The sequence below is a fragment of the Cupriavidus sp. DL-D2 genome (assembly GCF_039710735.1).
Classification (GTDB): domain Bacteria; phylum Pseudomonadota; class Gammaproteobacteria; order Burkholderiales; family Burkholderiaceae; genus Cupriavidus.
In genome coordinates this window covers 218,411-238,513 of sequence record NZ_JBDKXK010000002.1, presented here as the reverse complement: position 1 = coordinate 238,513, position 20,103 = coordinate 218,411, and the positions used below count along the sequence as shown (strand labels likewise).

Here is a 20,103-nt window from a genome sequence, read left to right as displayed (position 1 = left end):
CGGCAGCGGTTATCGAGAATGCTCGATAACGAATGCGCCTGTGCAGCCAAACGCGCGATTATACGGCGTAAACAGCCAACCCGTCAAAGTATACAAAACGAAACCGACCTGAGCCTGGCCTGACATGTCCTCCGACAATTTACCTACGCTGATCCTTGGCTCCAGTTCCCCATACCGCCGGGAGTTGCTGGCGCGCCTGCGCATACCTTTTCAGACCGCCACGCCCGATATTGACGAAGCACCACTGGCCGGCGAGCGACCGGAAGCCACGGCGCTCCGGCTGTCACGACTGAAAGCCGAGGCCATTGCCGCGCGCCATCCCGGCGCCTTGGTCATTGGCTCGGATCAGGTCTGCACGCTCGACGACATGCAGATCGGCAAGCCCGGCAACCATGAGAATGCGCTGGCGCAACTCCAACTGATGCGCGGCCGCACCGTGACGTTCCATTCGGCGCTGTGCCTGCTGGATAGCCGCAGCGGCGTGGCACAACTGGCCGATGTACAAACCCGCGCCACGTTCCGCGATCTCTCCGACGCCGAACTCGATGCCTACCTGCGCATCGAGACGCCCTACGATTGCGCCGGTAGCGCCAAGGCCGAAGGGCTAGGCATCGCGTTGCTGTCCCGCGTGGAATCCGATGACCCCACGGCGTTGATTGGCCTGCCGCTGATCGCGCTGACCGGCATGCTGCGCCAGACCCGATACCCCTTCTTTGGAGCCTGAGCAATGGCCGGCACGCTATATCTGATTCCCAATACGCTGGGCAAGCGCGACGAAGCCGACCCCCTGGCCGATGTCATTCCGGTGGGCGTCCAGCAAGTCGCCACACGGCTGGACTACCTTGTCGCAGAAAATGCCAAAACCGCGCGCGCGTTCCTGAAGAAACTGGGCGAGACCAGCCCGCTGACGCATCCAATCCAGCAGATCGAGATTCGCGAACTCAACGTCAATACGAAGGCAAAGGAACTGGCCGCGTTGCTCGATCCGATTGCAGACGGCCGCGATGGCGGCTTGCTGTCCGAAGCGGGCGTGCCGGCCGTGGCCGATCCCGGTGCGGACCTCGTCCGGCTGGCCCACACGGTTGGCGTCACGGTGCGGCCCCTGGTTGGGCCAAGCTCGATATTGCTCGCAGTCATGGCCTCCGGACTCAATGGCCAGAGCTTCGCATTCAACGGCTATCTGCCGGTGGACGCTGGCGAGCGCATCAAGAAGCTGCGCGAACTCGAACATCACTCGCGCAAGGCACGTCAGACACAGGTGTGGATCGAAACGCCCTACCGGAACGGCGCGCTACTCGATGCGCTGCGCCAGCATTGCGCGGGCACGACATTGCTGTCGATCGCCGTGGACCTGACCTTGCCAACGGAAGCCATCGTCACGCTGCCGATCTCGGCCTGGCGACCCGAGCGCCTGTCGCTGCACAAACGGCCCGCGATCTTCTCGCTGCTGGCGCAGTAAGTCCGCACTCTCACCGCCCTCCCCAATTGCCGGGGAGGGCTTGCCCACTTACCGTACCGACGGCGCGGACGAATTCAGGAGCATCACCTTCATCGCTGCCGAACCCATTGCCGCACCAAACCGCTTGGCCACACGTTCTGCAACGTTTTCCTTGACCGTGTAGTCAACGATGTCCTCGGCTTTGAGCACATCGCGCGCTACGTAGTCCGCGCTACCCAGACCATCGGCCAAGCCCAGTTCGACGGCCCGTTCGCCGGACCAGAACAATCCCGAAAACAGTTCCGGATCGTCCTTGAGCCGATCGCCGCGCCCTTCCTTCACCACGTTGATGAACTGTTGGTGAATTTCCTTGAGCATCGACTCCGCATAGGCTTTCTGACGCGGCACCTGCGGCGAGAACGGATCGAGCATGCCCTTGTTTGAACCTGCCGTGTACAGCCGGCGCTCCACGCCGAGCTTGTCCATGAGACCGGTGAAACCGAACCCATCCATCAGCACGCCGATGGAGCCAACGATGCTGGCCTTGTCGACATAGATCTTGTCAGCCGCCGCTGCCACGTAATAGCCACCCGACGCGCAGATCTCCTCGACAACCACGTAGAACGGCTTGTCCGGATAGGTCTTGCGCAGGCGAGCAATCTCGTCGTTGATGATGCCGGCCTGCACCGGCGAACCGCCCGGCGAATTGATCTTGAGGATGACGCCTGCCGCGTTGGTATCGGCGAACGCCGCCTGCAGCGATGCATTGATGGACTCCGCGCTGGCAGGGGTGCCGGCCGCGATTTCACCCTCCAGCGTGACCATCGCCGTGTGCCGGCCCGAGGTACTGGCCAGCCCATCGCCCTTGAAATCGAAGACGGCGAAGACGATCACCGCGAGGATGGCCAGAGTCACCAGCCGGAAGAAAATCTTCCAGCGACGGGCCGCGCGCTGCTCGCGCAGCGTGGCCATCAACACTTTTTCGAGCACATCGCGCTCCCAACCACCGCCACTGCCGGAACCCACCGGAACACCGCCCTTGCCTGCCATGCGCGCGCGCCGATCATCGGCTTCGCGCCGGGCCGCTGCCTCGCTGTCCTGCAGTTCCTGCTCCAGCGGATAGTCGGCGCGGCGTACGGTCTCCAGTCTTTCGCTGGCGGGGGATCCCTCGGGATGTTGCCCGGCTTGACCCGATGGTTGACCCGAAAGATCGGAGGAATCGGATGATGGCGGTTTTTGCTGTTCTGTCATGCAAATAGACTCAGGCGTCTGACGGAAAACCGCCCGGCTTCAACTGGCGTCGGGCGGCAGAAAGGGAGCCTCGGGGTGCCAGTAGACTGCACCCTCGCGTTCCTCGATATGAAGCTTGGCCAGCGCGGCGCCCCGGCAAGGGCCGCCTACGCAAAGGCCGGTGTCTGGCGCGTAGGTCGCGCCATGTGTCGCGCACATCAAGTATATGCCCGCACTGTCGAAAAACTGTCCCTCCTGCCAGTCCAGCTCCATGGGGACATGGGCACACTGGTTCAGGTAGCCATGGGCAACGCCGTCGTAGCGCACCACAAACGCACCGACCTCACGCGCGTTGAGCCGCACCGTGAAGCGCACGCCCACACCGCCTTCGGCCAGGGCTTTCGCCGCGCACAGCCGGCGAGGCGCAAACAGTCCTTCAGGCATTCGCGAGCAACCAATCGTGCAAATCGGCAATTGACGTAGCGCAATGCACCGGCGACATCGCACGCAGCGAATCGGCGGGATGCGCACCATAGCAGACGCCAAGCCCTTGCGCGCCAGCATTGGCGGCCATCTGCAGATCGTGTGTCGTATCGCCGATCATGACCGTGCGCTCGATGTCCTGGCCCAGTTCTCGGGTCAGCTCGTGCAACATCGCCGGGTGCGGCTTCGAGAATGTTTCATCGGCACAGCGCGTGGCATCGAACAGCTTGCCCAGGCCGGTGCTGGCCAGCGCGCGCTCCAGGCCCACGCGGGTCTTGCCGGTGGCCACACCGAGGAAATAGTGCTCCGCGTGCAACGCTTCGAGCATTTCCCGTACGCCTGGAAACAGCACGAGTTCAGCGTCGCGGGTCAGGAAGTGAAAGCGATAGCGTTCGGCCAGACGCGGATAGTCAGTGGGATCGAGCGATGGCACTGCGTACGACAGCGCGTCCTTGAGACCGAGTCCGATCACATGGCTGGCCGCGCTGTCGTCGGGCACTGGCAGCCCCAGGTCACGGCTGGCCAACTGAATGCACTTGGTGATGGTGGGCGTGGAATCCATCAGGGTTCCATCCCAGTCGAAAACGATCAGGTCGTAGCGCTGCCTGGCCATTGCGGTCCTTGGTCGATGCGGAAAGTGTGCAGAAGGATGTTGGACGGTGCGCCCCAGCCGTCAGGCCGCGCCGTCGATCTGCTTCAATTGTTGCAGAAAATCAACACATTCGGCGGGCAACGGCGCCGAGACGGTCATTGGCTCGCCCGTACTCGGATGCGTAAGCGTCAGGCGGTGGGCGTGCAGGAACATTCGCTTGATGCCGGGACGAACACCGCTGCGTGAAAGTGCCTTGTTCAGCGCAAAGTCACCGTACTTGTCGTCGCCAACGATCGGAAAGCCGATGGACTGCAGATGGACACGAATCTGGTGCGTTCGGCCGGTCTTCAGCTCTGCTTCCAGCAGCGTGTAACCCTCGAACGACTTCACCCGGTTGAACACCGTGTGTGACGCCAAGCCATCGGCCTGCACCCTGACCCGACGCTCTCCGTCCGCAGTGCTGTATTTATATAGAGGGAGTTTTACATGTTGCCGTGCGTTCTGGAATTCGCCGGCAACGCAGGCGAAGTACCGTTTGTCCATGCCGTTGCCACGGATCTGCTCGTGCAGGTTCACCAGCGCTGACCGCTTCTTGGCGAGCACCAGCACGCCAGATGTCTCGCGATCCAGCCGATGAACCAGTTCGAGGAACTTCGCTTCGGGTCGCGCCCGGCGCAACTGCTCGATAACACCGAACGCCACGCCCGATCCGCCATGCACCGCCACGCCAGCCGGCTTGTCAATGACCAAGAGGTGGGTATCTTCGAACAACACCGGAAACTCGCCAGCCGGCACGTGCTGGCCCGTGTCTGCGGCCTTCTCCGCCACGCGCATCGGTGGAATCCGCACCACATCGCCAATCTGCAACCGATAGGTTGCATCTATGCGCCCCTTGTTGACGCGTACCTCGCCGGAGCGCAGCACCCGATAGATGTGGCTCTTCGGTACCCCCTTGGCGATCTTCAGCAGGAAGTTGTCGATGCGCTGCCCATCGGCGCTTTCATCGATCGTGACATACGCCACCTGGAGCGCGGCGGGACGCGATTGCGGCTCCGTTTCAATTTGATGGCGTAACTCATTCATTTTCAATATAATTTCCCGGCTGTTGCTGGCCAAGGACCGGCAACGCGCGACTTTGTGTAAGCGATGTTTGGCGCGAATCCGGATCGTATGTACCTGCCAGGTTTGCGGCAGGCCGGTACGGAATGTGCGAGAAACACCAAGCCTTGTCTTGGGTAGTCTCACCAGTATCCGCGCAAGATTCCGCATTTTACACTTCGGGTTGCCATCGACCCGGCCCGTCTCCCGCATGTTGCGTACCCCGCAAGGCGCCAGACGGGCAAATGGTGGCAAACAGCAGCACGCACGCGTTGCGCTGGCGCGCAGGAAGTCGCCCAGAGGCGCCTTCGGCAAAAGCCGGCCGACACGTGGAAACAGAGTGTTCAGGCAGAAAAGAATTCAATGCGGATGCCGCAGCATGGCATCCGCAACGGTGAGAGAAGACCGCCCGCACCGGGAATCGGTGCCGGCCCCGGCAGGTAACCCTGTCACCCGACCTGAAGTATCGGCCGCGACTTGCCGCCCTTTGCCGTCATCCGGCAAGGCGGCACTGGCGCCCGGACGCAGAACGCCAAGAAGCAGCGGCGCGCCCGAACGCGGTACAGGTCGGATTGACTCGGCAAGCCTTGCCGCGTCCGGATAAGTTGCTCTTTGACGCGTCCTGGCCATCCCGGCCCGGCAGCGATTGGTAGCGTAGACCTGTGCCACTGGCACGGACACCTTCCCGTCGCCCGCCCCGCCGGCATCCGCCAGAAGCCGTTGCATCAGGAGCAGGCCCATTTGCCCTCTCCCGATCCGGCGGACCGCCCGCATCGTTTGCGGGAGCCAGAACGCCCACAGCCTCTCCTTTCACCCGCGCCCAGCCGGCCGCGTGCATTGCGCGCCGGCAATTCCGGCAATTCTCCCGACCTCGCTCTCTTTCCTCGCGTGCTCCCTGGACCGTCGCGGGCATGATCCCCTCATGACCCATCGATCTCCCGCGACACTGGAGCGAGGTATTGCGATGAAACGCATGCTGTTCAACGCGACGCAACAGGAAGAACTGCGCGTCGCCATCGTTGATGGTCAGAAACTGATCGACATCGACATCGAGACTGCCGGGCGCGAACAGCGCAAGGGCAACATCTACAAGGGTGTCATCACCCGCATCGAGCCGTCGCTCGAGGCGTGCTTCGTCAACTACGGCGAAGAGCGCCACGGCTTCCTGCCGTTCAAGGAAGTGGCTCGTGCCTTCTTCAAGGACGGCGTGGACGTGCGCAATGCGCGCATCCAGGATGCGCTGCACGAAGGCCAGGAACTGATCGTCCAGGTGGAGAAGGAAGAACGCGGCAACAAGGGCGCTGCCCTGACGACGTTCATCTCGCTCGCCGGCCGCTACCTGGTGCTGATGCCGAACAACCCGCGTGGCGGCGGCGTATCGCGCCGCATCGAGGGCGAGGATCGCCAGGAACTGCGCGAGACCATGGCGCAACTCCAGGTGCCGGAAGGCATGAGCATCATCGCGCGCACCGCCGGTATCGGCCGTGCCGCCGAAGAGCTGCAATGGGATCTGAACTACCTGCTGCAACTGTGGAAGGCCATCGACGGCGCCGCCGGTGACAACAAGGCGCCGCTGCTGATCTATCTGGAGTCCAGCCTTGTCATCCGCGCCATCCGGGATTACTTCCAGCCCGACATTGGCGAAATCCTGATCGACACCGACGAAATCCACGAGCAGGCCCGCGCGTTCATGAGCGTGGTGATGCCCGACAACATGAACCGCGTGAAGAAGTACCGGGACGACGTGCCCCTCTTCTCGCGTTTCCAGATCGAGCACCAGATCGAATCGGCGTACTCGCGCATGGTGATGCTGCCCTCTGGCGGTGCCATCGTGATCGACCATACCGAAGCCCTCGTGTCGGTTGACGTGAACTCGGCCCGCGCCACCAAGGGTGCGGACATCGAGGAAACCGCGCTGCGCACGAACCTGGAAGCCGCCGACGAGATTGCCCGCCAGCTGCGCCTGCGCGACCTGGGCGGCCTGATCGTGATCGACTTCATCGACATGGAGTCCGGCAAGGCCCAGAAGGACGTGGAAACGCGTCTGAAGGACGCCCTGCGCCACGACCGCGCCCGCGTGCAGATGGGCAAGATCAGCCGCTTCGGTCTGATGGAACTGTCGCGCCAGCGCCTGCGTCCTTCGCTGTCGGAAGGCTCGCACATCACCTGCCCGCGCTGCAATGGAACAGGTCACATCCGCGATACCGAATCGTCCGCCCTGCAGGTGCTGCGCATCATCCAGGAAGAGGCGATGAAGGAAAACACGGCCGCCATTCACTGCCAGGTGCCGGTGGAAGTGGCCGCTTTCCTGTTGAACGAGAAGCGTCAGGACATCAACCTGATCGAACTGCGCTTCAAGGTCAATGTGCTGCTGATCCCGAACAAGCATCTGGAAACGCCGCACTACAAGCTCGAACGCCTGCGCCACGACGATCCGCGCCTGGAAGACTCCACCGCCAGCTATCGCATGGCGGAAGCGGCTGCGAAGGAACTCGAAGCCGACACGAGCTACAGCAGCCGCAAGAAGGAAGATGCACGTCCGCGCCAGGAAGCGGCCGTCAAGGGCATCACGCCTGACGCTCCGGCCCCGGTCTCGGTACCGCGCGCGGAACGTGCGCCAAAGCCCGATGCAGCAGCACGCCCGACGCCGGCTACGCAGCCCGTCACGGGCGGCGGCATCATCGGCTGGCTCAAGAGTCTGTTCGGCGCAACGCCGGCACCTGCTCCCGTGGCAGAGCCGGTCAAACCGGCAGTTGAATCGCCGGCACGCGGCGAAGGCCGTCAAGGCCGTGGCCAGCGTGGTGAGCGCGGCGAAGGCCGCCAGGCCCGTGGCGAGCGCGGTGGTGAACAGCGCGGCGAGCGCGGTGACCGAGGCGAGCGTGGCGAACGCCAGGGTCGCGGCCAGCGTGGCGAGCGCTCCGATCAGCAGCGCGGTGAACAGCGCGAGCAACGCGAGTCACGTGAACAACGCGAACCGCGTGAAGCACGTGAGCCGCGCGAGGCCCGTGAACCGCGCGAACCGCGTGGCGAACGCCAGCCGCGCGCACCGCGTGAAGGCCAGGCCACTCCGGCCGTGGTTCAGGGCGAGCGCACCGAAGGCCGTCAGGAAGGTCGTCGCGAACGCAACCAGGAACGCCGCGAGCGCCAGCGCGAACGCCAGCGTGAACGGGCCGAAGGTCGCGAGACCGACGAAACGCTGACCGAAGGCCAGGCTGCACAGCAGACCGCGTTCGAAGCCGCCCAGGCTGCGCCGGCCTACGCCGTCAATACCGACAGCGCTGCAACCGACATCCCGGCAGGTGCCGAGGGCACCGAGGCAGCATTCGAAGGTGCGGAAGGTACGGAAGGCGAAGAACGTCGTCGCCGTAACCGTCGTGGTCGCAATCGTTATCGTCGCGAACGCGAAGATGGCGCGCAGAACCTTGAAGTCAATGAGGCCAATCTGGCGGAAGTCAGCAGCGGCGTGACGGAATCGGAGTCCGATTCGGAGCCGGTGACAACGCCGGCATCGGCGGCAGCCCCGGCACCTCAGGTTGCCTCGCCGACCCAGCACGTAGAGTCCGCTCCCGTGGCTCGCGCCGAGCCAGTTGTCCAGGCGCCGGTTGCCGAGCCCGTGTTCGCAGCCGTTGCAACGCCCCAGGCGGAAGCCGTGGTGCCGCCTGCGCCGGCGTATGTTGCACCCGCACCGGTAGCGGCTCCGGCAGTCGAGGCTCCGGCGGTTGCTACGGCACCGGTCGTCCCTGAGCAAGTCATCGTGACGGCTGATGTGGCGCCTGCCCCGGTTCCGGCTGTGGAAGCCGCCGTGGTGGCCGCTGCAGCACCTGCAGCAGTTCAGGCAACGCCGAAGACGGATGTCGCACTGGAGCCGATGCTTGAGGCTGCAGGCCTGCAGTGGGTCGAAACGGACTCCAGCAAACATGCTGCAGCGCAGGAAGCCGCCGCACGCGTCGCCCCGGCTGCACGGGTGGTGCGCGAGCGCAAGCCGCTGCCGCCGCTGCCGGAAGGTCCGATGGTCCTGGTGGAAACCGGCGGCCAGCAACGCGATACGGCGCAGCAACAACAGCAGCAACAGCAATAAGCTGCGGCGCACGTTGTGACGAGGGGACGGCAATGCCGTCCCCTTTTTCGTTGGTGACCCAGGTGATGGGCGGCATCCCGGCGCTGTATCCCCATGCCCACCTGCAAACTGTATTGCAGATGAGACAAGCGCGCGCGTCGTCCTTCGGCTTGCGGCTAGAATGGCGGCAGACGCCGCACCGCAACCAGCCGGGTCCCCACTCCCTGACGGCAGCGGCCAGACCAGCCATGACCGACACTGTCATTCCGATTTTCGACATGCGCGACCACCGATACAAGTCGATGGTGCCGAGCATCCCTTTGCGCCTGTCTGCACCGACCGGGCTCGTCGCGGATACGCGTGGCCGGCCACTGCATGACCTGCGTATCTCGGTGACAGATCGCTGCAATTTTCGTTGCGTCTACTGTATGCCGAAGGAAGTGTTCGACAAGGACTACACCTTCCTGCCGCATTCCGAACTACTGAGCTTCGAGGAAATCGAGCGCGCCGCACGGCTGTTTGTCGCCCAGGGTGTCGAGAAGATCCGGCTGACTGGCGGCGAGCCGCTGCTGCGCAAGAACATCGAGCGTCTTGTGGAGATGCTCGCGCGCATCGAGACGCCCTCCGGCAAGCCGCTGGACCTGACGCTGACCACCAATGCCTCGCTGCTCGCGCGCAAGGCGCAGTCGTTGCGAGACGCGGGCCTGAGCCGTGTCACGGTCAGCCTTGACGCCATCGACGACACCACGTTCCGCAAGATGAACGATGTGGACTTCGCCGTGCGCGATGTGTTGCACGGCATCGAGGTGGCGCAGTCCGTTGGACTCGCGCCGATCAAGGTCAACATGGTGGTCAAGCGCGGCACCAACGATCAGGAGATCGTGCCAATTGCGCGCCATTTCCGAAACAGCGGCATCATCGTCCGATTCATCGAATTCATGGATGTAGGCGCCAGCAATCACTGGCAGATGGACGAGGTCCTGCCCTCCGCCGAGATCGTGCGCCGGATCGACGAGGTCTTTCCGCTTGAAGCCCTGACGGCCAACTACTCGGGCGAGACGGCCGAGCGCTGGCGCTATCGCGATGGCGGCGGCGAGATCGGCGTGATTTCGAGCGTTACACATGCGTTTTGCGGCGATTGCAGCCGCATTCGCTTGTCCACCGAAGGCCGGCTGTATCTCTGCCTGTTTGCGACCGAGGGCTATGACCTGCGCGCGTTGCTGCGCGGCGGACACAGCGACCTCGAAATCGGCAACGCCATCGCCCAGGTCTGGCAGGGGCGCACCGACAACTATTCAGAACAACGCAGCAACCCCGCAGTACGTGCTGCGCGGGCCGAGCGGAAGATCGAAATGTCGTACATCGGTGGATGAGTCGGCGGATGATCGAGCGGGATGACATCACGGGCCTGATCCTCGCCGGTGGGCGCGGCAGCCGCATGGGCGGCACGGACAAGGGACTGCAGCCATTCCTCGGCCGACCGATGGTCCGGCACACGATCGCACGGCTGGCGCCGCAAACAGGTGCGCAATTGATCAGCGCGAACCGCAATGCCGAGATCTATGCGACGTTCGGCATTCCGGTGATCCAAGACGACATCCCGGATTTTCCCGGGCCGCTGGCCGGCATGCTCGCCGCCCTGGCCCAATGCAAGACGGGCTGGATGGTCACCGCACCGTGCGATACCCCGTTCCTGCCGCTTGATCTGGTCGAGCGCCTGGCCCGTGCCATTGACATGGAAGGCGCCGACATGGCGATCCCCTTGGTCAAGGAAGCCGATGGCCGCCACCGTCTGCAGCCTGTGTTCTGCCTGATGCCAGTGAGCGCCGCCGCCAGTCTGCGCACCTATGTCGATGCGGGACATCGCAAGATAGAAACGTGGTTGACCGCGCAGCATCTGGCGCAGGTGCCGTTCGAGGACGCATCTGCGTTCGCGAACATCAACACACTCGACGAACTGCGCGCGCACGAAACCTCAAGCCGCCCTCGCGAGCCGGCGCCCCGGCCCTGAGCCGCGGCGCAAATCTACGCCATCCACCATGCCTTCCCTGCAATCCGTCATCTCTTGCCAGTCTGACTACGACCCCACGGCGCTACCCGTCACCCAGGCCAACGCCATCATTGCGGATGTGATCGAGCCCGTGCGCGGCATCGAGCAATTGCCGATCCGCTCGGCGTTGTCGCGTGTGCTGGCCAACGACGTGATCTCGTCGATCGACGTGCCCGCACACGACAACTCGGCCATGGACGGCTACGCGTTTGCCGGCGCGATGCTGAATCAAGGCGATGGCGATGTCGTCCTGGAAGTCAGCGGCACCGCGTATGCGGGCAATGCATTCGATGGCGAAGCAAAGGCGGGACAGGCCGTGCGCATCATGACTGGCGCGGTCATGCCGGCGGGCTGCGACACCGTCATTCCACAGGAATTCGTCGAGATCCAGGCCGGTGGCAATCAAGTTCGATTTCGCCCGGACGCGGTTCGTGCTGGCGACAACCGCCGTCGTCAAGGCGAGGATCTGGCGCGTGGACAAGCCGCCTTGCGGGCCGGCCGCATCCTGACCCCGGCAGACCTGGGCCTGATGGCTTCTCTCGGCGTGGCCGAGGTCAAGGTACGCCGGCGCCTGCGCGTCGCGTTTTTCTCCACGGGTGACGAGCTGCGCTCGATTGGCGAAACGCTGGACCCTGGCTGCGTTTACGATTCGAACCGCTACACCCTGCATGGCATGCTGCAACGACTCAATGTCGAACTGATCGATATGGGCGTGGTGCGCGACGATCCGGAAATCATGGAAGCTGCATTCCGCACCGCCTGCGAAGTTGCCGATGCCGTCATCACTTCCGGGGGTGTATCGGTAGGCGATGCAGACTATACGAAGCAGATCATGGCCCGTCTCGGAGACGTCAGTTTCTGGAAGATTGCCATGCGGCCCGGCCGGCCCATGGCCTTTGGCCGGATTGCCTCGGGCGGCCATGAAGCCGTGCTGTTCGGATTGCCAGGCAACCCGGTAGCCGTGATGGTCACCTTCTACAATTTCGTGCGCGGCGCGCTGCACCGACTGATGGGGGCCGATGTGGCGCCGTTGCCGCGCATCCGCGTACGCAGCGCTACGCCGATTCGGAAACGCCCGGGCCGTACCGAATACCAACGCGGCATTGTGGCACCCGGTCCGGACGGCGAACTGGAAGTCCGCGTCACAGGCGAACAGGGTTCGGGAGTGCTGCGTTCGATGAGCGAGGCCAACGGCTTTATCGTGCTTGATCACGATCAAACATCGGTGGCGGCTGGCGACCTGGTCAGCGTAATGCTGTTCGACGGGCTGGTCTGACCGGCAGTGTCTGGCCGCTTGGCGGAACGACCAACGCGCGGCCTAAGCAATACCGCGCTTTCGGTTCTCGTGTGCGGTGTCGTATTTGTGCCGCACTCTGCGCGGAAAGCACGCACCGATTCCTAAAATGCCTGCTCTGCCAGTCAGGCAGACTATGCGACGTACTTTGCAGTCGCTACACTTGCACCACGAAAAACCGATTTCCCCCAACATTGTGTCTGTCGTCATGAACCAGGAGATCGCCTATCTCCACCCCGTCAAGACAGCTCGTGCGCTGGTGCTTGTGTATCTGTGCTTCTCGGTACCAATCGTCGCCATGGGCCTGTTTGTGGCGTTTGTACGCTACGGTGATCTGCCCGGCATCGCGGTCTTCACGGCCCTGATCCTGAACGCGCTGATCGGCTTTGGCCTGCTGTGGCTCGGCTGTCGCGCCTATAACTGGGTGGCTGCCCGATTCGGCGGCATCGAAGTTCACATCCGCGAACTCACCCCCGAAGATCGGCAGTAGTCGCGCGCAAGTCATCCCGCGCCGTCGCCTCCGCAGCACAGACGGACCGCCATCGGATCAGACCAGGCGGTCTTCCTGCCCTTCCCCGCTCTCCTGCACGGCTTCCTGCGAACTAGCTGCTCCGACCATCTGACCGGCTTCGTCCGGCGCCACCGGTCCGGACGTGCCCAGCAACTGCTCCGCCAACTCTCCCGGCAATGCCTCCACGGTGCGCAGCTTGCGCTCCATTTGCCGCGTACGGACTTCCGCCTGCTCGATATTGCGCGCGGCGCGCACCAGCGTATCGCGCGTTTTGGCGAGTACTTCACCGAATTTGCCGAACTCCGTCTTTACGGCGCCCAGCACCTCCCAGACCTCGCTTGACCGCTTTTCCAGCGCCAGCGTGCGGAATCCCATCTGCAGGCTGTTGAGCAGGGCCGTCAGTGTTGTCGGACCCGCCACGGTCACACGGAAATCGCGCTGCAACTGATCGGTCAATCCGGGGCGGCGCAGTACTTCGGCATAAAGTCCCTCGGTCGGCAGAAACAGGATTGCAAAATCAGTGGTCGCCGGTGGCGACAGATACTTCTCGGCGATGCGCTGAGCCTCGCGCCGCACGGCCACTTCCAGCTCACGGCTGGCTGCCTGGGCGGTCTCGGCATCCCCGCGTTCCTGCGCGTCAATCAATCGCTCGTACTGCTCCTTCGGGAACTTGGCGTCGATCGGCAGCCAGACCGGCGCCGCACCGGCATCGCGGCCCGGCAGCCGGATCGCGAACTCCACGCGTGCGCCCGAGTTGCGCACGGTTTCCACATTCTTGCCGTACTGCTCCGGTGTCAGCACCTGCTCAAGCAGCATGTCGAGCTGCACTTCGCCCCAGGTTCCGCGCGACTTCACATTGGTCAGCACCCGCTTGAGATCGCCCACGCCCTGCGCCAGCACCTGCATCTCGCCCAACCCGCGGTGCACCTGTTCCAGCCGATCCGAGACAAGCTTGAACGATTCGCCCAGCCGCTGCTCCAGCGTGGCATGCAGCTTCTCGTCCACGGTGCGTCGCATCTCTTCGAGCTTGGCCGCATTGTTGGCCTCGATATCGCGGAGCTTCTGTTCGAGCGTGGCGCGCACATCGGCCAGCCGTCGCTCGTTGGACTCGGACATCTGCGCCAGTTGCTGCTGTTGCACCGTGGCGATGCTTGTCAATTGCGCCGACAGTTGCTGCTGGAAACGCAGCATCTGCTGGCCCGCCTCACCGCGATTGCCCCGTGCCATCTCTGCCAACTCCAGACGCAACTCGCGCTCCAGCCGCTCAAGACCGCGCGACGTGTCTTCGCGCACGTCGTCGCGCAGTTCGCCAAGCTGCGGTGACAGGTCGGCAGACCCCTTGCGGGGCATGCGCACAAGGAGGATCGCCAGCAGTACCACCGAGACGATGGCGGCTGCGAGCGTGAGCCACGAAATCAAGGACATGGAGAGGAAGAGCGGGTGATGTCAGCGATGAGGTATCAACGACAAGCTTTCAGCGGCGACGAACCATGACGTCGGGATTGATGACGGTCGGCGGCTTGCCCGCCTGCGGGCCCAGATCGAGCGCTGCAATCAGGTTATCCGCCGCCAGATTGGCCATTGCGCGTCGCGTCTTCTCCGAGGCGCTTGCGATATGCGGCGTCAGCACGACGTTCGGCACCGTCAGCAGGTCGGGATGCACGCTCGGCTCGCCTTCGAACACATCCAGCCCTGCCGCGAAAATCGTGCGCGCGCGCAACCCTGCTGCCAGTGCCGCATCATCGACGATACCGCCGCGCGCCAGATTCACCAGCGTGGCCGTTGGTTTCATTTGCGAGAGTTCCGCCGCGCCGATGGTGTGGTGACTCTCCGCACTGTACGGCAACACCAGGATGAGGTGATCCGACTGCTGCAGTAGCTCGGCCTTGCTGACATAGCGTGCGTTGAGCGACTGTTCGATCTCGGCGGGCAACTGACTGCGGTTGTGATACAGCACCTGCATGTCGAAGCCTGACGCACGGCGCGCCAGGCCCTGCCCGATGCGTCCCATGCCGAGAATGCCGAGCGTGCTGCCATGAAGATCCATGCCGACCAGCATGTCGTAGCTCCACCGCTCCCACTTGCCGGCCCGTAGATAATGCTCGCCCTCGGTCACCCGCCGCGCCGTAGCCATCAGCAGCGCCCATCCGAAATCGGCCGTGGTTTCCGTCAGCACATCGGGCGTATTGGTCGCGACAATGCCCGCCGCCGTCAACGCCGGCAGGTCGAGATTGTTGTAGCCCACCGCCATGTTGCAGACCGCACGCAACTGCGGCAGCGCGCCAACCACATTTCCATCGATCCGATCGGCGGCATTGGCCAGCACGCCAGCCTTGCCGGCCAGCCGCGTGCGTAGCGCCGCGGCATCCAGCACCAGATCCTGCTGGTTGTCATCGACATCGAAATACTGCGAAAGACGTTCGATGACATCGGGGAAGATGGCACGGGTCACCAGGACGGAGGGCTTCATGGTAGTCAGACTCGGAAGAATAGGAACGTCATCAGCAGGAACAGCGGCACCAGCACGGCGCACGAGTACGCCATGTAGCCGAAGAAACTCGGCATGCGCACGCCGCGGCTCTCCGCAATCGCTTTCACCATCAGGTTGGGCGCGTTGCCGATATAGGTATTCGCGCCCATGAACACGGCGCCGGCCGAAATCGCCGCCAGGGTAGAGGCATCGCGCGTCATCAGCGTAGCGGCGTCGCCGCCGGCCGTGTTGAAGAATACAAGATAGGTCGGCGCATTATCGAGGAACGACGACAGGATGCCGGTGGCCCAGAAATACATACTGTCGATGGGCTGCCCATTGCTGTCGCTGACCGTACGGATCACACCGGAGAATGCGCCGTCCGTACCGGCCTTGAGCATCGCGATCACAGGGATGATGGTCAGGAAAATGCCGGCAAAGAGCTTGCCCACTTCGAGCATCGGCTCCCAGTTGAACTCATTGCCACTGCGCGCCGACGCCGGCGTCAAGATCAACGACAGGATCGTCACGATCACCAGCAACACATCGCGCACCAGCGCCGGCAGCGGCACCTCCGTGCCCATCACGTCGAAGACGACACCGGGCTTCCAGAGTCCGCTCATCAGCACGAGACCAACCACCGCCACGAGCAGCAGGAAATTGATCTTGCCATCGATGCGGATGCCCGCCGAGTCCGGCGTGGGGTCCTGCCCACGCGGCAACTCCTCCTCGCGATTCAGAAAGTAATGCCGGTCAACGAAGTAAAACAGACTCAGCAGCACAACCCAGATGAACAACGTCTCCGGCAGAAGGTTGCGCAGCGTCCAGGTGAATTCCACACCCTTGAGGAAGCCCAGGAACAGCGGCGGATCGCCCAGCGGCGTCAGCGCACCGCCGGCGTTGGCTACGAGGAAGATGAAGAACACCACTACATGTGCCACATGCTTGCGGTTATCGTTCGCGCGAAGCAGCGGGCGGATCAGCAACATGGCCGCGCCCGTGGTGCCCATGAGGCTGGCCAGTACCGTGCCCAACGCCAGGATGGTCGTATTCAGTTTCGGCGTGCCATGCAGGTTGCCGCGCACGCAGATGCCGCCCGCCACCACGTAGAGCGCGGTCAGCAGCACGATGAACGGGATGTATTCGCCCAGCAGCGCGTGGACGGTGTTGGCCACAGCCGTGTGCAGGCCGAACTGCATGGCGAACGGGACCAGGAACAGTGCGCCCCAGGCCATCGCGACCTTGCCGTAATGGTGATGCCAGAACTTCGGCGCGATCAGCGGGAACAGGGCAATCGAAAGGAGAGTGCCGGCGAAGGGCACGCCCCAGACTGCGGAAAGCGTGGCGCCGTCGAGATCCGCCGCCTGCGCCCACGCAGGAAACAGCAATGTCGAGGCAAACAGAATCTGAGGAAGCAGCGTGACAACACGACGCATCGGATGAGGACTCCTTATTCTTGAACCACTCGCGCGGCCCGTCGTGCGTGAAACGCAGCGGACCTGGGACTTCCCAGGCGTTGCCGGCGATGAACTGGATGACGAAACGCGCGCGCGTCCGGATTTTCACCAGGGCGTGGAACGTCAGCGCGCAACGAAGCGGTCAGTGTAAAGCAAAGCCCTTTGAGAAAGGTCTCAATGTATCCGGCTGCGGTATTGGGTCATGTCGCCCTTCACACGGCATCCTGCTCCACCAGCACCACGTGGACCCGATACGGGCCATGCGCACCCAGTACGATCGTCTGTTCGATATCTCCGGTGCGGGAGGGACCGCTGATGATGTTGGTGGCGCGCGGCAACTGGCCGTGCTCGGCGCGCATGCGTGCAAAGGCTGCTTCCAGATTCGGGACGATGCGGGAGACCGGCACCACCGCGATGTGCGTTTCGGGCAGCAGCGCTGCCGAAGCAAAGGTGTCGGGCCCTGACAGCAGCATCAGCGAGCCGGTCTCGGCAATCGCCACGAAGCACCCTGTGATGCCAACGAGATCGCCATGATCCCGATCTCCCTGCGGATCGCGCAGCGGCGGACGGCATTCCACCGTCAGTCCCGACTCGGCCCATGGCAGGTTTTCCAGAGCGGCCCACACCACCGCGCGGCGCACGAGTTTCAGGCCATCGAGATAGCGCGACACGGCACCCGGCACATCGGCCAGCGTGGCAACGCGGTCCACGGTCGACGCCATCTTCTGCGCCTGCAGGCTGAATGCTTCAGCCAGATCGCCATCGATGGCGGGTTGCGGTCCTTGCGGATGACGCTCGAGATAGTCGGCCACCGCCTGGCGCTCGCCATCGGTCACCTTCGCGCCCCTGCCCTGGGCGGCACGGATGCGGGCAAAGATGCGGTCACGGGCGTCGTTGGTTTCCATGTCGATGTGTAGAGATAACGGCTTGTACGATGAATCGATCAGCGACCCGCGCTGACCTCGAATACCTGCCGCAGATAAGACAGGTAGCCGGGGTCGTCGCACATGGTCTTCTCCGGGGTATCCGAAAGCTTGGCAACGGGCTGGCCGTTACAGCGGACCATCTTGATGACGATCTGCAACGGCGTGTAGCCCAGGTCGTTGGTCAGGTTGGTTCCTACGCCGAATGCGAGCTTACAGCGGTGCCGGAACCGCTCGTAGAGCTCGATCACCTTCGGGATATGCAATGCGTCGCTGAAGATGAGCGTCTTGCTGCGGGGATCCACGCGGTTGGCCGCGTAGTGAGCCAGCATGCGCTCGCCCCATTCGAACGGATCGCCGGAATCGTGGCGTACGCCATCGAACAGCTTGCAAAAGAACAAATCGAAATCACGCAGGAAGGCATCGAACCCATAGGTGTCTGAAAGCGCGATGCCCAAATCGCCACGGTACTCGCGCGCCCAGTTCTCCAGCGCGTAGACCTGCGAATCGCGCAGTCGCGGCCCCAGCGCCTGGCACGCCTGCAGGTACTCGTGCGCCATCGTGCCGAGCGGCGTCATGTTGTGCAGCCGCGCGAAATGGACGTTGCTGGTGCCCGCCAGTTGCGGGCCAAGGATCGATCGCATCGACAGGAGAACCTCCTCCTGCCAGTCACGCGAGAAGCGGCGGCGCGTGCCGTAGTCGGCAATCACGCAGTCTGTGTATTGCGGCACCTTGAGCAGGTCCAGCTTCTCTTCCAGCCGGCGGCGCCCTTCCTGCAGATCGGGCTGCGGCTGCGTCCGACGGAAATACACCTCGTTGACGATGGCCAGGAGCGGGATCTCGAACAGGATGGTATGCAGCCACGGACCACGGATCTCGATGTCGATCTCGCCGTTGCCCGACGGCGATGGCTGCACCATCACGTACTTCTCGTTCAGGTGAAACAGCGCCAGGAAATCGACGAAATCGCTCTTGATGAAGCGCATGCCGCGCAGGTACTCCAGCTCGTCGTCGCTGAAACGCAACTCGCAAAGGCTGGCAAGCTCGGCCCTGATCTCATCGACATAGGGCGTAAGGTCCACGCCCACGTTGCGGCACTTGAAACGGTACTCGACCTGGGCCTGCGGGAAATGGTGCAGCACCACCTGCATCATCGTGAATTTGTACAGGTCGGTGTCGAGCAGGGAGCGAATGATCATAGCGGGGGGCGGGGCGCACGGCGTGCCGATGACAGGCCCTCATGCTAACCGAAAGTCACGCGCCATCGAGTCCCATGAGTCGCAATGGCGCACGCGGCGCGGATTGCAGGCACCAGAGCTGCCCGCCCCGCCCGTCCGCGCACGTGACAAGCATGGCCTGGCCGCGCGGCACTGCGGCGGGCAGCGGTTCGGCAAAGTTGCCCGATGCCACGATGATCCGCTCCTGATAAACCGCCTTGCCCGCCTGATCGAAGCGAAGGACCTGGATCAAGGTATCGGGCGACGGCTGGAGATCTTTTTCGCAAGGCACCAGCCCGTCGCGGTTGCAGTTGGCCATCGCGACACCGGCCGGTGTACGTTCCACGCTGAAGCTGTCCCATTCGAACGTTGTCAGGGACGCCAGTGCCACGGGCTGGTCCGACTGTGCACGCGAGGCCACCAGTCGCGAGACGACGCTGCCTGCCATGTCGCCCCGAGGCACCGCTGCCTGCGGCGACTGCGCCATCGCCGGCACAGTGACCAAACTGGCCGACATGATGCCTACGCCACAAAGCACGCCCAGCACGGTATGCGCCGCCATGGCCAACTTCGCTCGTCCGGTCACGTTTCACTCTCCAGATAGCCACGCATGAGACGTGGGAATAGTAGTCTTTCCGTCCGGGCTCCGCGACCAGTCAACCGCCCGAAAACCGCATGGCGGGCCGATTTCGGCACCGGAGGGGATGGAAAGTACATAAAGAAATAAGAAAACTATCTTACCCGGCTATATAGACTCGCTATCCTTGCGGAGTGGCTCAGCTACAATATCGGTCTTTGAAAGGCCACGGCCCCCGTTCGCCCCAAGTTACCCCGATTGACATACACGTCGTTCGACGCGTAGCGGGCAACTTCGCAAGAGCGGCGGCAAGAAGCGGCCCTGGACAAATCCCCATCGAAGACCGATCCGTTTTTCTGGAACCGAAATGACTCACGTTGTCACCGAAGCCTGCATCCGTTGCCGTTACACCGACTGCGTTGATGTGTGTCCGGTCGATTGTTTCCGCGAAGGCCCGAACTTCCTGGCCATCGATCCCGACGAGTGCATCGATTGCGCCGTATGTGTGGCCGAATGCCCGGTGAACGCGATCTACGCCGAGGAAGACGTCCCCGGCGATCAGCAGGCATACATCGAGCTGAACGCCGAACTGTCGCGCAGCTGGCCGTCCATCACCAAGACCAAGGCCCCGCTGGCCGAGGCCGAGGAATGGAAGGACGCGACCGACAAGCTGCAGTACCTGCAGCGATAAGAGAAGATCGACGCG

The 20,103-nt window shown here is 63.4% G+C and carries 18 protein-coding genes; 8 read left to right on the top strand and 10 right to left on the bottom strand.

Annotated elements, in window-relative coordinates; genetic code table 11:
- Window positions 1-124: 124 nt before the first annotated feature.
- Both ABDB81_RS02140 and ABDB81_RS02135 read left to right on the top strand, forming a co-directional pair.
- Window positions 125-724, top strand: a complete 600-nt coding sequence (locus ABDB81_RS02140; protein ID WP_137923107.1) for a Maf-like protein — start codon at window positions 125-127, stop codon at window positions 722-724.
- Between the two features lie 3 nt (window positions 725-727).
- Entirely contained in the window at window positions 728-1,459 is a 732-nt protein-coding gene (locus tag ABDB81_RS02135) for an SAM-dependent methyltransferase (RefSeq protein WP_137923108.1), read from the top strand.
- A 48-nt stretch (window positions 1,460-1,507) separates the two neighbouring features.
- On the opposite strand, the gene ABDB81_RS02130 is transcribed toward ABDB81_RS02135, so the two are convergent.
- From ABDB81_RS02130 to ABDB81_RS02115, 4 genes are read right to left on the bottom strand one after another with little or no spacing between them, the layout of a single operon-like run.
- Window positions 1,508-2,689: a S49 family peptidase gene (locus tag ABDB81_RS02130; RefSeq protein WP_137923109.1), complete on the bottom strand. Its 1,182-nt coding sequence runs from the start codon at window positions 2,687-2,689 to the stop codon at window positions 1,508-1,510.
- A gap of 39 nt (window positions 2,690-2,728) precedes the next feature.
- Window positions 2,729-3,112, bottom strand: coding sequence for a Rieske 2Fe-2S domain-containing protein (locus ABDB81_RS02125; protein WP_137923110.1), 384 nt, complete (start codon window positions 3,110-3,112; stop codon window positions 2,729-2,731).
- Window positions 3,105-3,764, bottom strand: coding sequence for an HAD-IA family hydrolase (locus ABDB81_RS02120; protein ID WP_137923111.1), 660 nt, complete (start codon window positions 3,762-3,764; stop codon window positions 3,105-3,107). Before ABDB81_RS02120 ends, ABDB81_RS02125 begins: the two co-directional genes overlap by 8 nt.
- 60 nt (window positions 3,765-3,824) lie before the next feature.
- Window positions 3,825-4,826 (bottom strand): RluA family pseudouridine synthase, encoded by a 1,002-nt coding sequence (locus ABDB81_RS02115; RefSeq protein WP_346809685.1) that lies wholly within the window; start codon window positions 4,824-4,826, stop codon window positions 3,825-3,827.
- A gap of 979 nt (window positions 4,827-5,805) precedes the next feature.
- On the opposite strand from ABDB81_RS02115, the gene ABDB81_RS02110 reads away from it, so the two are divergent.
- The 5 genes from ABDB81_RS02110 (at window position 5,806) to ABDB81_RS02090 (ending at window position 12,732) form a co-directional block, all read left to right on the top strand.
- The gene (locus ABDB81_RS02110; protein ID WP_137923233.1) at window positions 5,806-8,919 is read left to right on the top strand and encodes an Rne/Rng family ribonuclease; all 3,114 of its coding nucleotides are present in this window, start codon (window positions 5,806-5,808) and stop codon (window positions 8,917-8,919) included.
- Window positions 8,920-9,146: 227 nt separating this feature from the next.
- Window positions 9,147-10,271, top strand: a complete 1,125-nt coding sequence (gene moaA, locus ABDB81_RS02105; RefSeq protein WP_346809566.1) for a GTP 3',8-cyclase MoaA — start codon at window positions 9,147-9,149, stop codon at window positions 10,269-10,271.
- A gap of 8 nt (window positions 10,272-10,279) precedes the next feature.
- Entirely contained in the window at window positions 10,280-10,909 is a 630-nt protein-coding gene (gene mobA / locus ABDB81_RS02100; protein WP_137923113.1) for a molybdenum cofactor guanylyltransferase MobA, read from the top strand.
- 28 nt (window positions 10,910-10,937) lie between these two features.
- Window positions 10,938-12,224 (top strand): gephyrin-like molybdotransferase Glp, encoded by a 1,287-nt coding sequence (gene glp, locus ABDB81_RS02095; protein ID WP_160472723.1) that lies wholly within the window; start codon window positions 10,938-10,940, stop codon window positions 12,222-12,224.
- 226 nt (window positions 12,225-12,450) lie between these two features.
- Window positions 12,451-12,732: a hypothetical protein gene (locus tag ABDB81_RS02090; RefSeq protein ID WP_137923115.1), complete on the top strand. Its 282-nt coding sequence runs from the start codon at window positions 12,451-12,453 to the stop codon at window positions 12,730-12,732.
- Between the two features lie 57 nt (window positions 12,733-12,789).
- Here the strand turns inward: ABDB81_RS02090 and rmuC are convergent, their stop codons facing one another.
- The 6 genes from rmuC to ABDB81_RS02060 form a co-directional block, all read right to left on the bottom strand.
- Window positions 12,790-14,178, bottom strand: coding sequence for a DNA recombination protein RmuC (gene rmuC, locus ABDB81_RS02085; RefSeq protein ID WP_160472724.1), 1,389 nt, complete (start codon window positions 14,176-14,178; stop codon window positions 12,790-12,792).
- A 49-nt stretch (window positions 14,179-14,227) separates the two neighbouring features.
- Entirely contained in the window at window positions 14,228-15,223 is a 996-nt protein-coding gene (locus tag ABDB81_RS02080; protein ID WP_346809563.1) for a D-glycerate dehydrogenase, read from the bottom strand.
- A gap of 5 nt (window positions 15,224-15,228) precedes the next feature.
- Entirely contained in the window at window positions 15,229-16,659 is a 1,431-nt protein-coding gene (locus ABDB81_RS02075; RefSeq protein ID WP_160472725.1) for a sodium:proton antiporter, read from the bottom strand.
- 233 nt (window positions 16,660-16,892) lie between these two features.
- Window positions 16,893-17,585, bottom strand: coding sequence for a lactate utilization protein C (locus tag ABDB81_RS02070; RefSeq protein ID WP_346809561.1), 693 nt, complete (start codon window positions 17,583-17,585; stop codon window positions 16,893-16,895).
- Window positions 17,586-17,623: 38 nt separating this feature from the next.
- Window positions 17,624-18,802 (bottom strand): nicotinate phosphoribosyltransferase, encoded by a 1,179-nt coding sequence (gene pncB, locus ABDB81_RS02065; protein ID WP_137923120.1) that lies wholly within the window; start codon window positions 18,800-18,802, stop codon window positions 17,624-17,626.
- A gap of 55 nt (window positions 18,803-18,857) precedes the next feature.
- Window positions 18,858-19,406 (bottom strand): hypothetical protein, encoded by a 549-nt coding sequence (locus tag ABDB81_RS02060; protein WP_249359044.1) that lies wholly within the window; start codon window positions 19,404-19,406, stop codon window positions 18,858-18,860.
- Between the two features lie 358 nt (window positions 19,407-19,764).
- Between ABDB81_RS02060 and fdxA the strand changes: the two genes are divergently transcribed.
- A complete protein-coding gene (fdxA, locus tag ABDB81_RS02055) occupies window positions 19,765-20,088 on the top strand; it encodes a ferredoxin FdxA (protein ID WP_137923121.1) in 324 nt (107 codons plus the stop codon).
- Window positions 20,089-20,103: the final 15 nt, after the last annotated feature.

Excerpts from the sequence above, each read along its gene's own strand:
- ABDB81_RS02110 (WP_137923233.1), top strand. The coding sequence starts at position 5,806 with ATGAAACGCATGCTGTTCAACGCGACGCAACAGGAAGAACTGCGCGTC.
- fdxA (WP_137923121.1), top strand. The coding sequence starts at position 19,765 with ATGACTCACGTTGTCACCGAAGCCTGCATCCGTTGCCGTTACACCGAC.
- ABDB81_RS02135 (WP_137923108.1), top strand. The coding sequence starts at position 728 with ATGGCCGGCACGCTATATCTGATTCCCAATACGCTGGGCAAGCGCGAC.
- pncB (WP_137923120.1), bottom strand. The coding sequence starts at position 18,802 with ATGATCATTCGCTCCCTGCTCGACACCGACCTGTACAAATTCACGATG.
- ABDB81_RS02125 (WP_137923110.1), bottom strand. The coding sequence starts at position 3,112 with ATGCCTGAAGGACTGTTTGCGCCTCGCCGGCTGTGCGCGGCGAAAGCC.
- ABDB81_RS02090 (WP_137923115.1), top strand. The coding sequence starts at position 12,451 with ATGAACCAGGAGATCGCCTATCTCCACCCCGTCAAGACAGCTCGTGCG.
- ABDB81_RS02080 (WP_346809563.1), bottom strand. The coding sequence starts at position 15,223 with ATGAAGCCCTCCGTCCTGGTGACCCGTGCCATCTTCCCCGATGTCATC.
- mobA (WP_137923113.1), top strand. The coding sequence starts at position 10,280 with ATGATCGAGCGGGATGACATCACGGGCCTGATCCTCGCCGGTGGGCGC.
- rmuC (WP_160472724.1), bottom strand. The coding sequence starts at position 14,178 with ATGTCCTTGATTTCGTGGCTCACGCTCGCAGCCGCCATCGTCTCGGTG.
- glp (WP_160472723.1), top strand. The coding sequence starts at position 10,938 with ATGCCTTCCCTGCAATCCGTCATCTCTTGCCAGTCTGACTACGACCCC.
- ABDB81_RS02115 (WP_346809685.1), bottom strand. The coding sequence starts at position 4,826 with ATGAATGAGTTACGCCATCAAATTGAAACGGAGCCGCAATCGCGTCCC.
- ABDB81_RS02130 (WP_137923109.1), bottom strand. The coding sequence starts at position 2,689 with ATGACAGAACAGCAAAAACCGCCATCATCCGATTCCTCCGATCTTTCG.
- moaA (WP_346809566.1), top strand. The coding sequence starts at position 9,147 with ATGACCGACACTGTCATTCCGATTTTCGACATGCGCGACCACCGATAC.
- ABDB81_RS02070 (WP_346809561.1), bottom strand. The coding sequence starts at position 17,585 with ATGGAAACCAACGACGCCCGTGACCGCATCTTTGCCCGCATCCGTGCC.
- ABDB81_RS02075 (WP_160472725.1), bottom strand. The coding sequence starts at position 16,659 with ATGCGTCGTGTTGTCACGCTGCTTCCTCAGATTCTGTTTGCCTCGACA.
- ABDB81_RS02140 (WP_137923107.1), top strand. The coding sequence starts at position 125 with ATGTCCTCCGACAATTTACCTACGCTGATCCTTGGCTCCAGTTCCCCA.
- ABDB81_RS02120 (WP_137923111.1), bottom strand. The coding sequence starts at position 3,764 with ATGGCCAGGCAGCGCTACGACCTGATCGTTTTCGACTGGGATGGAACC.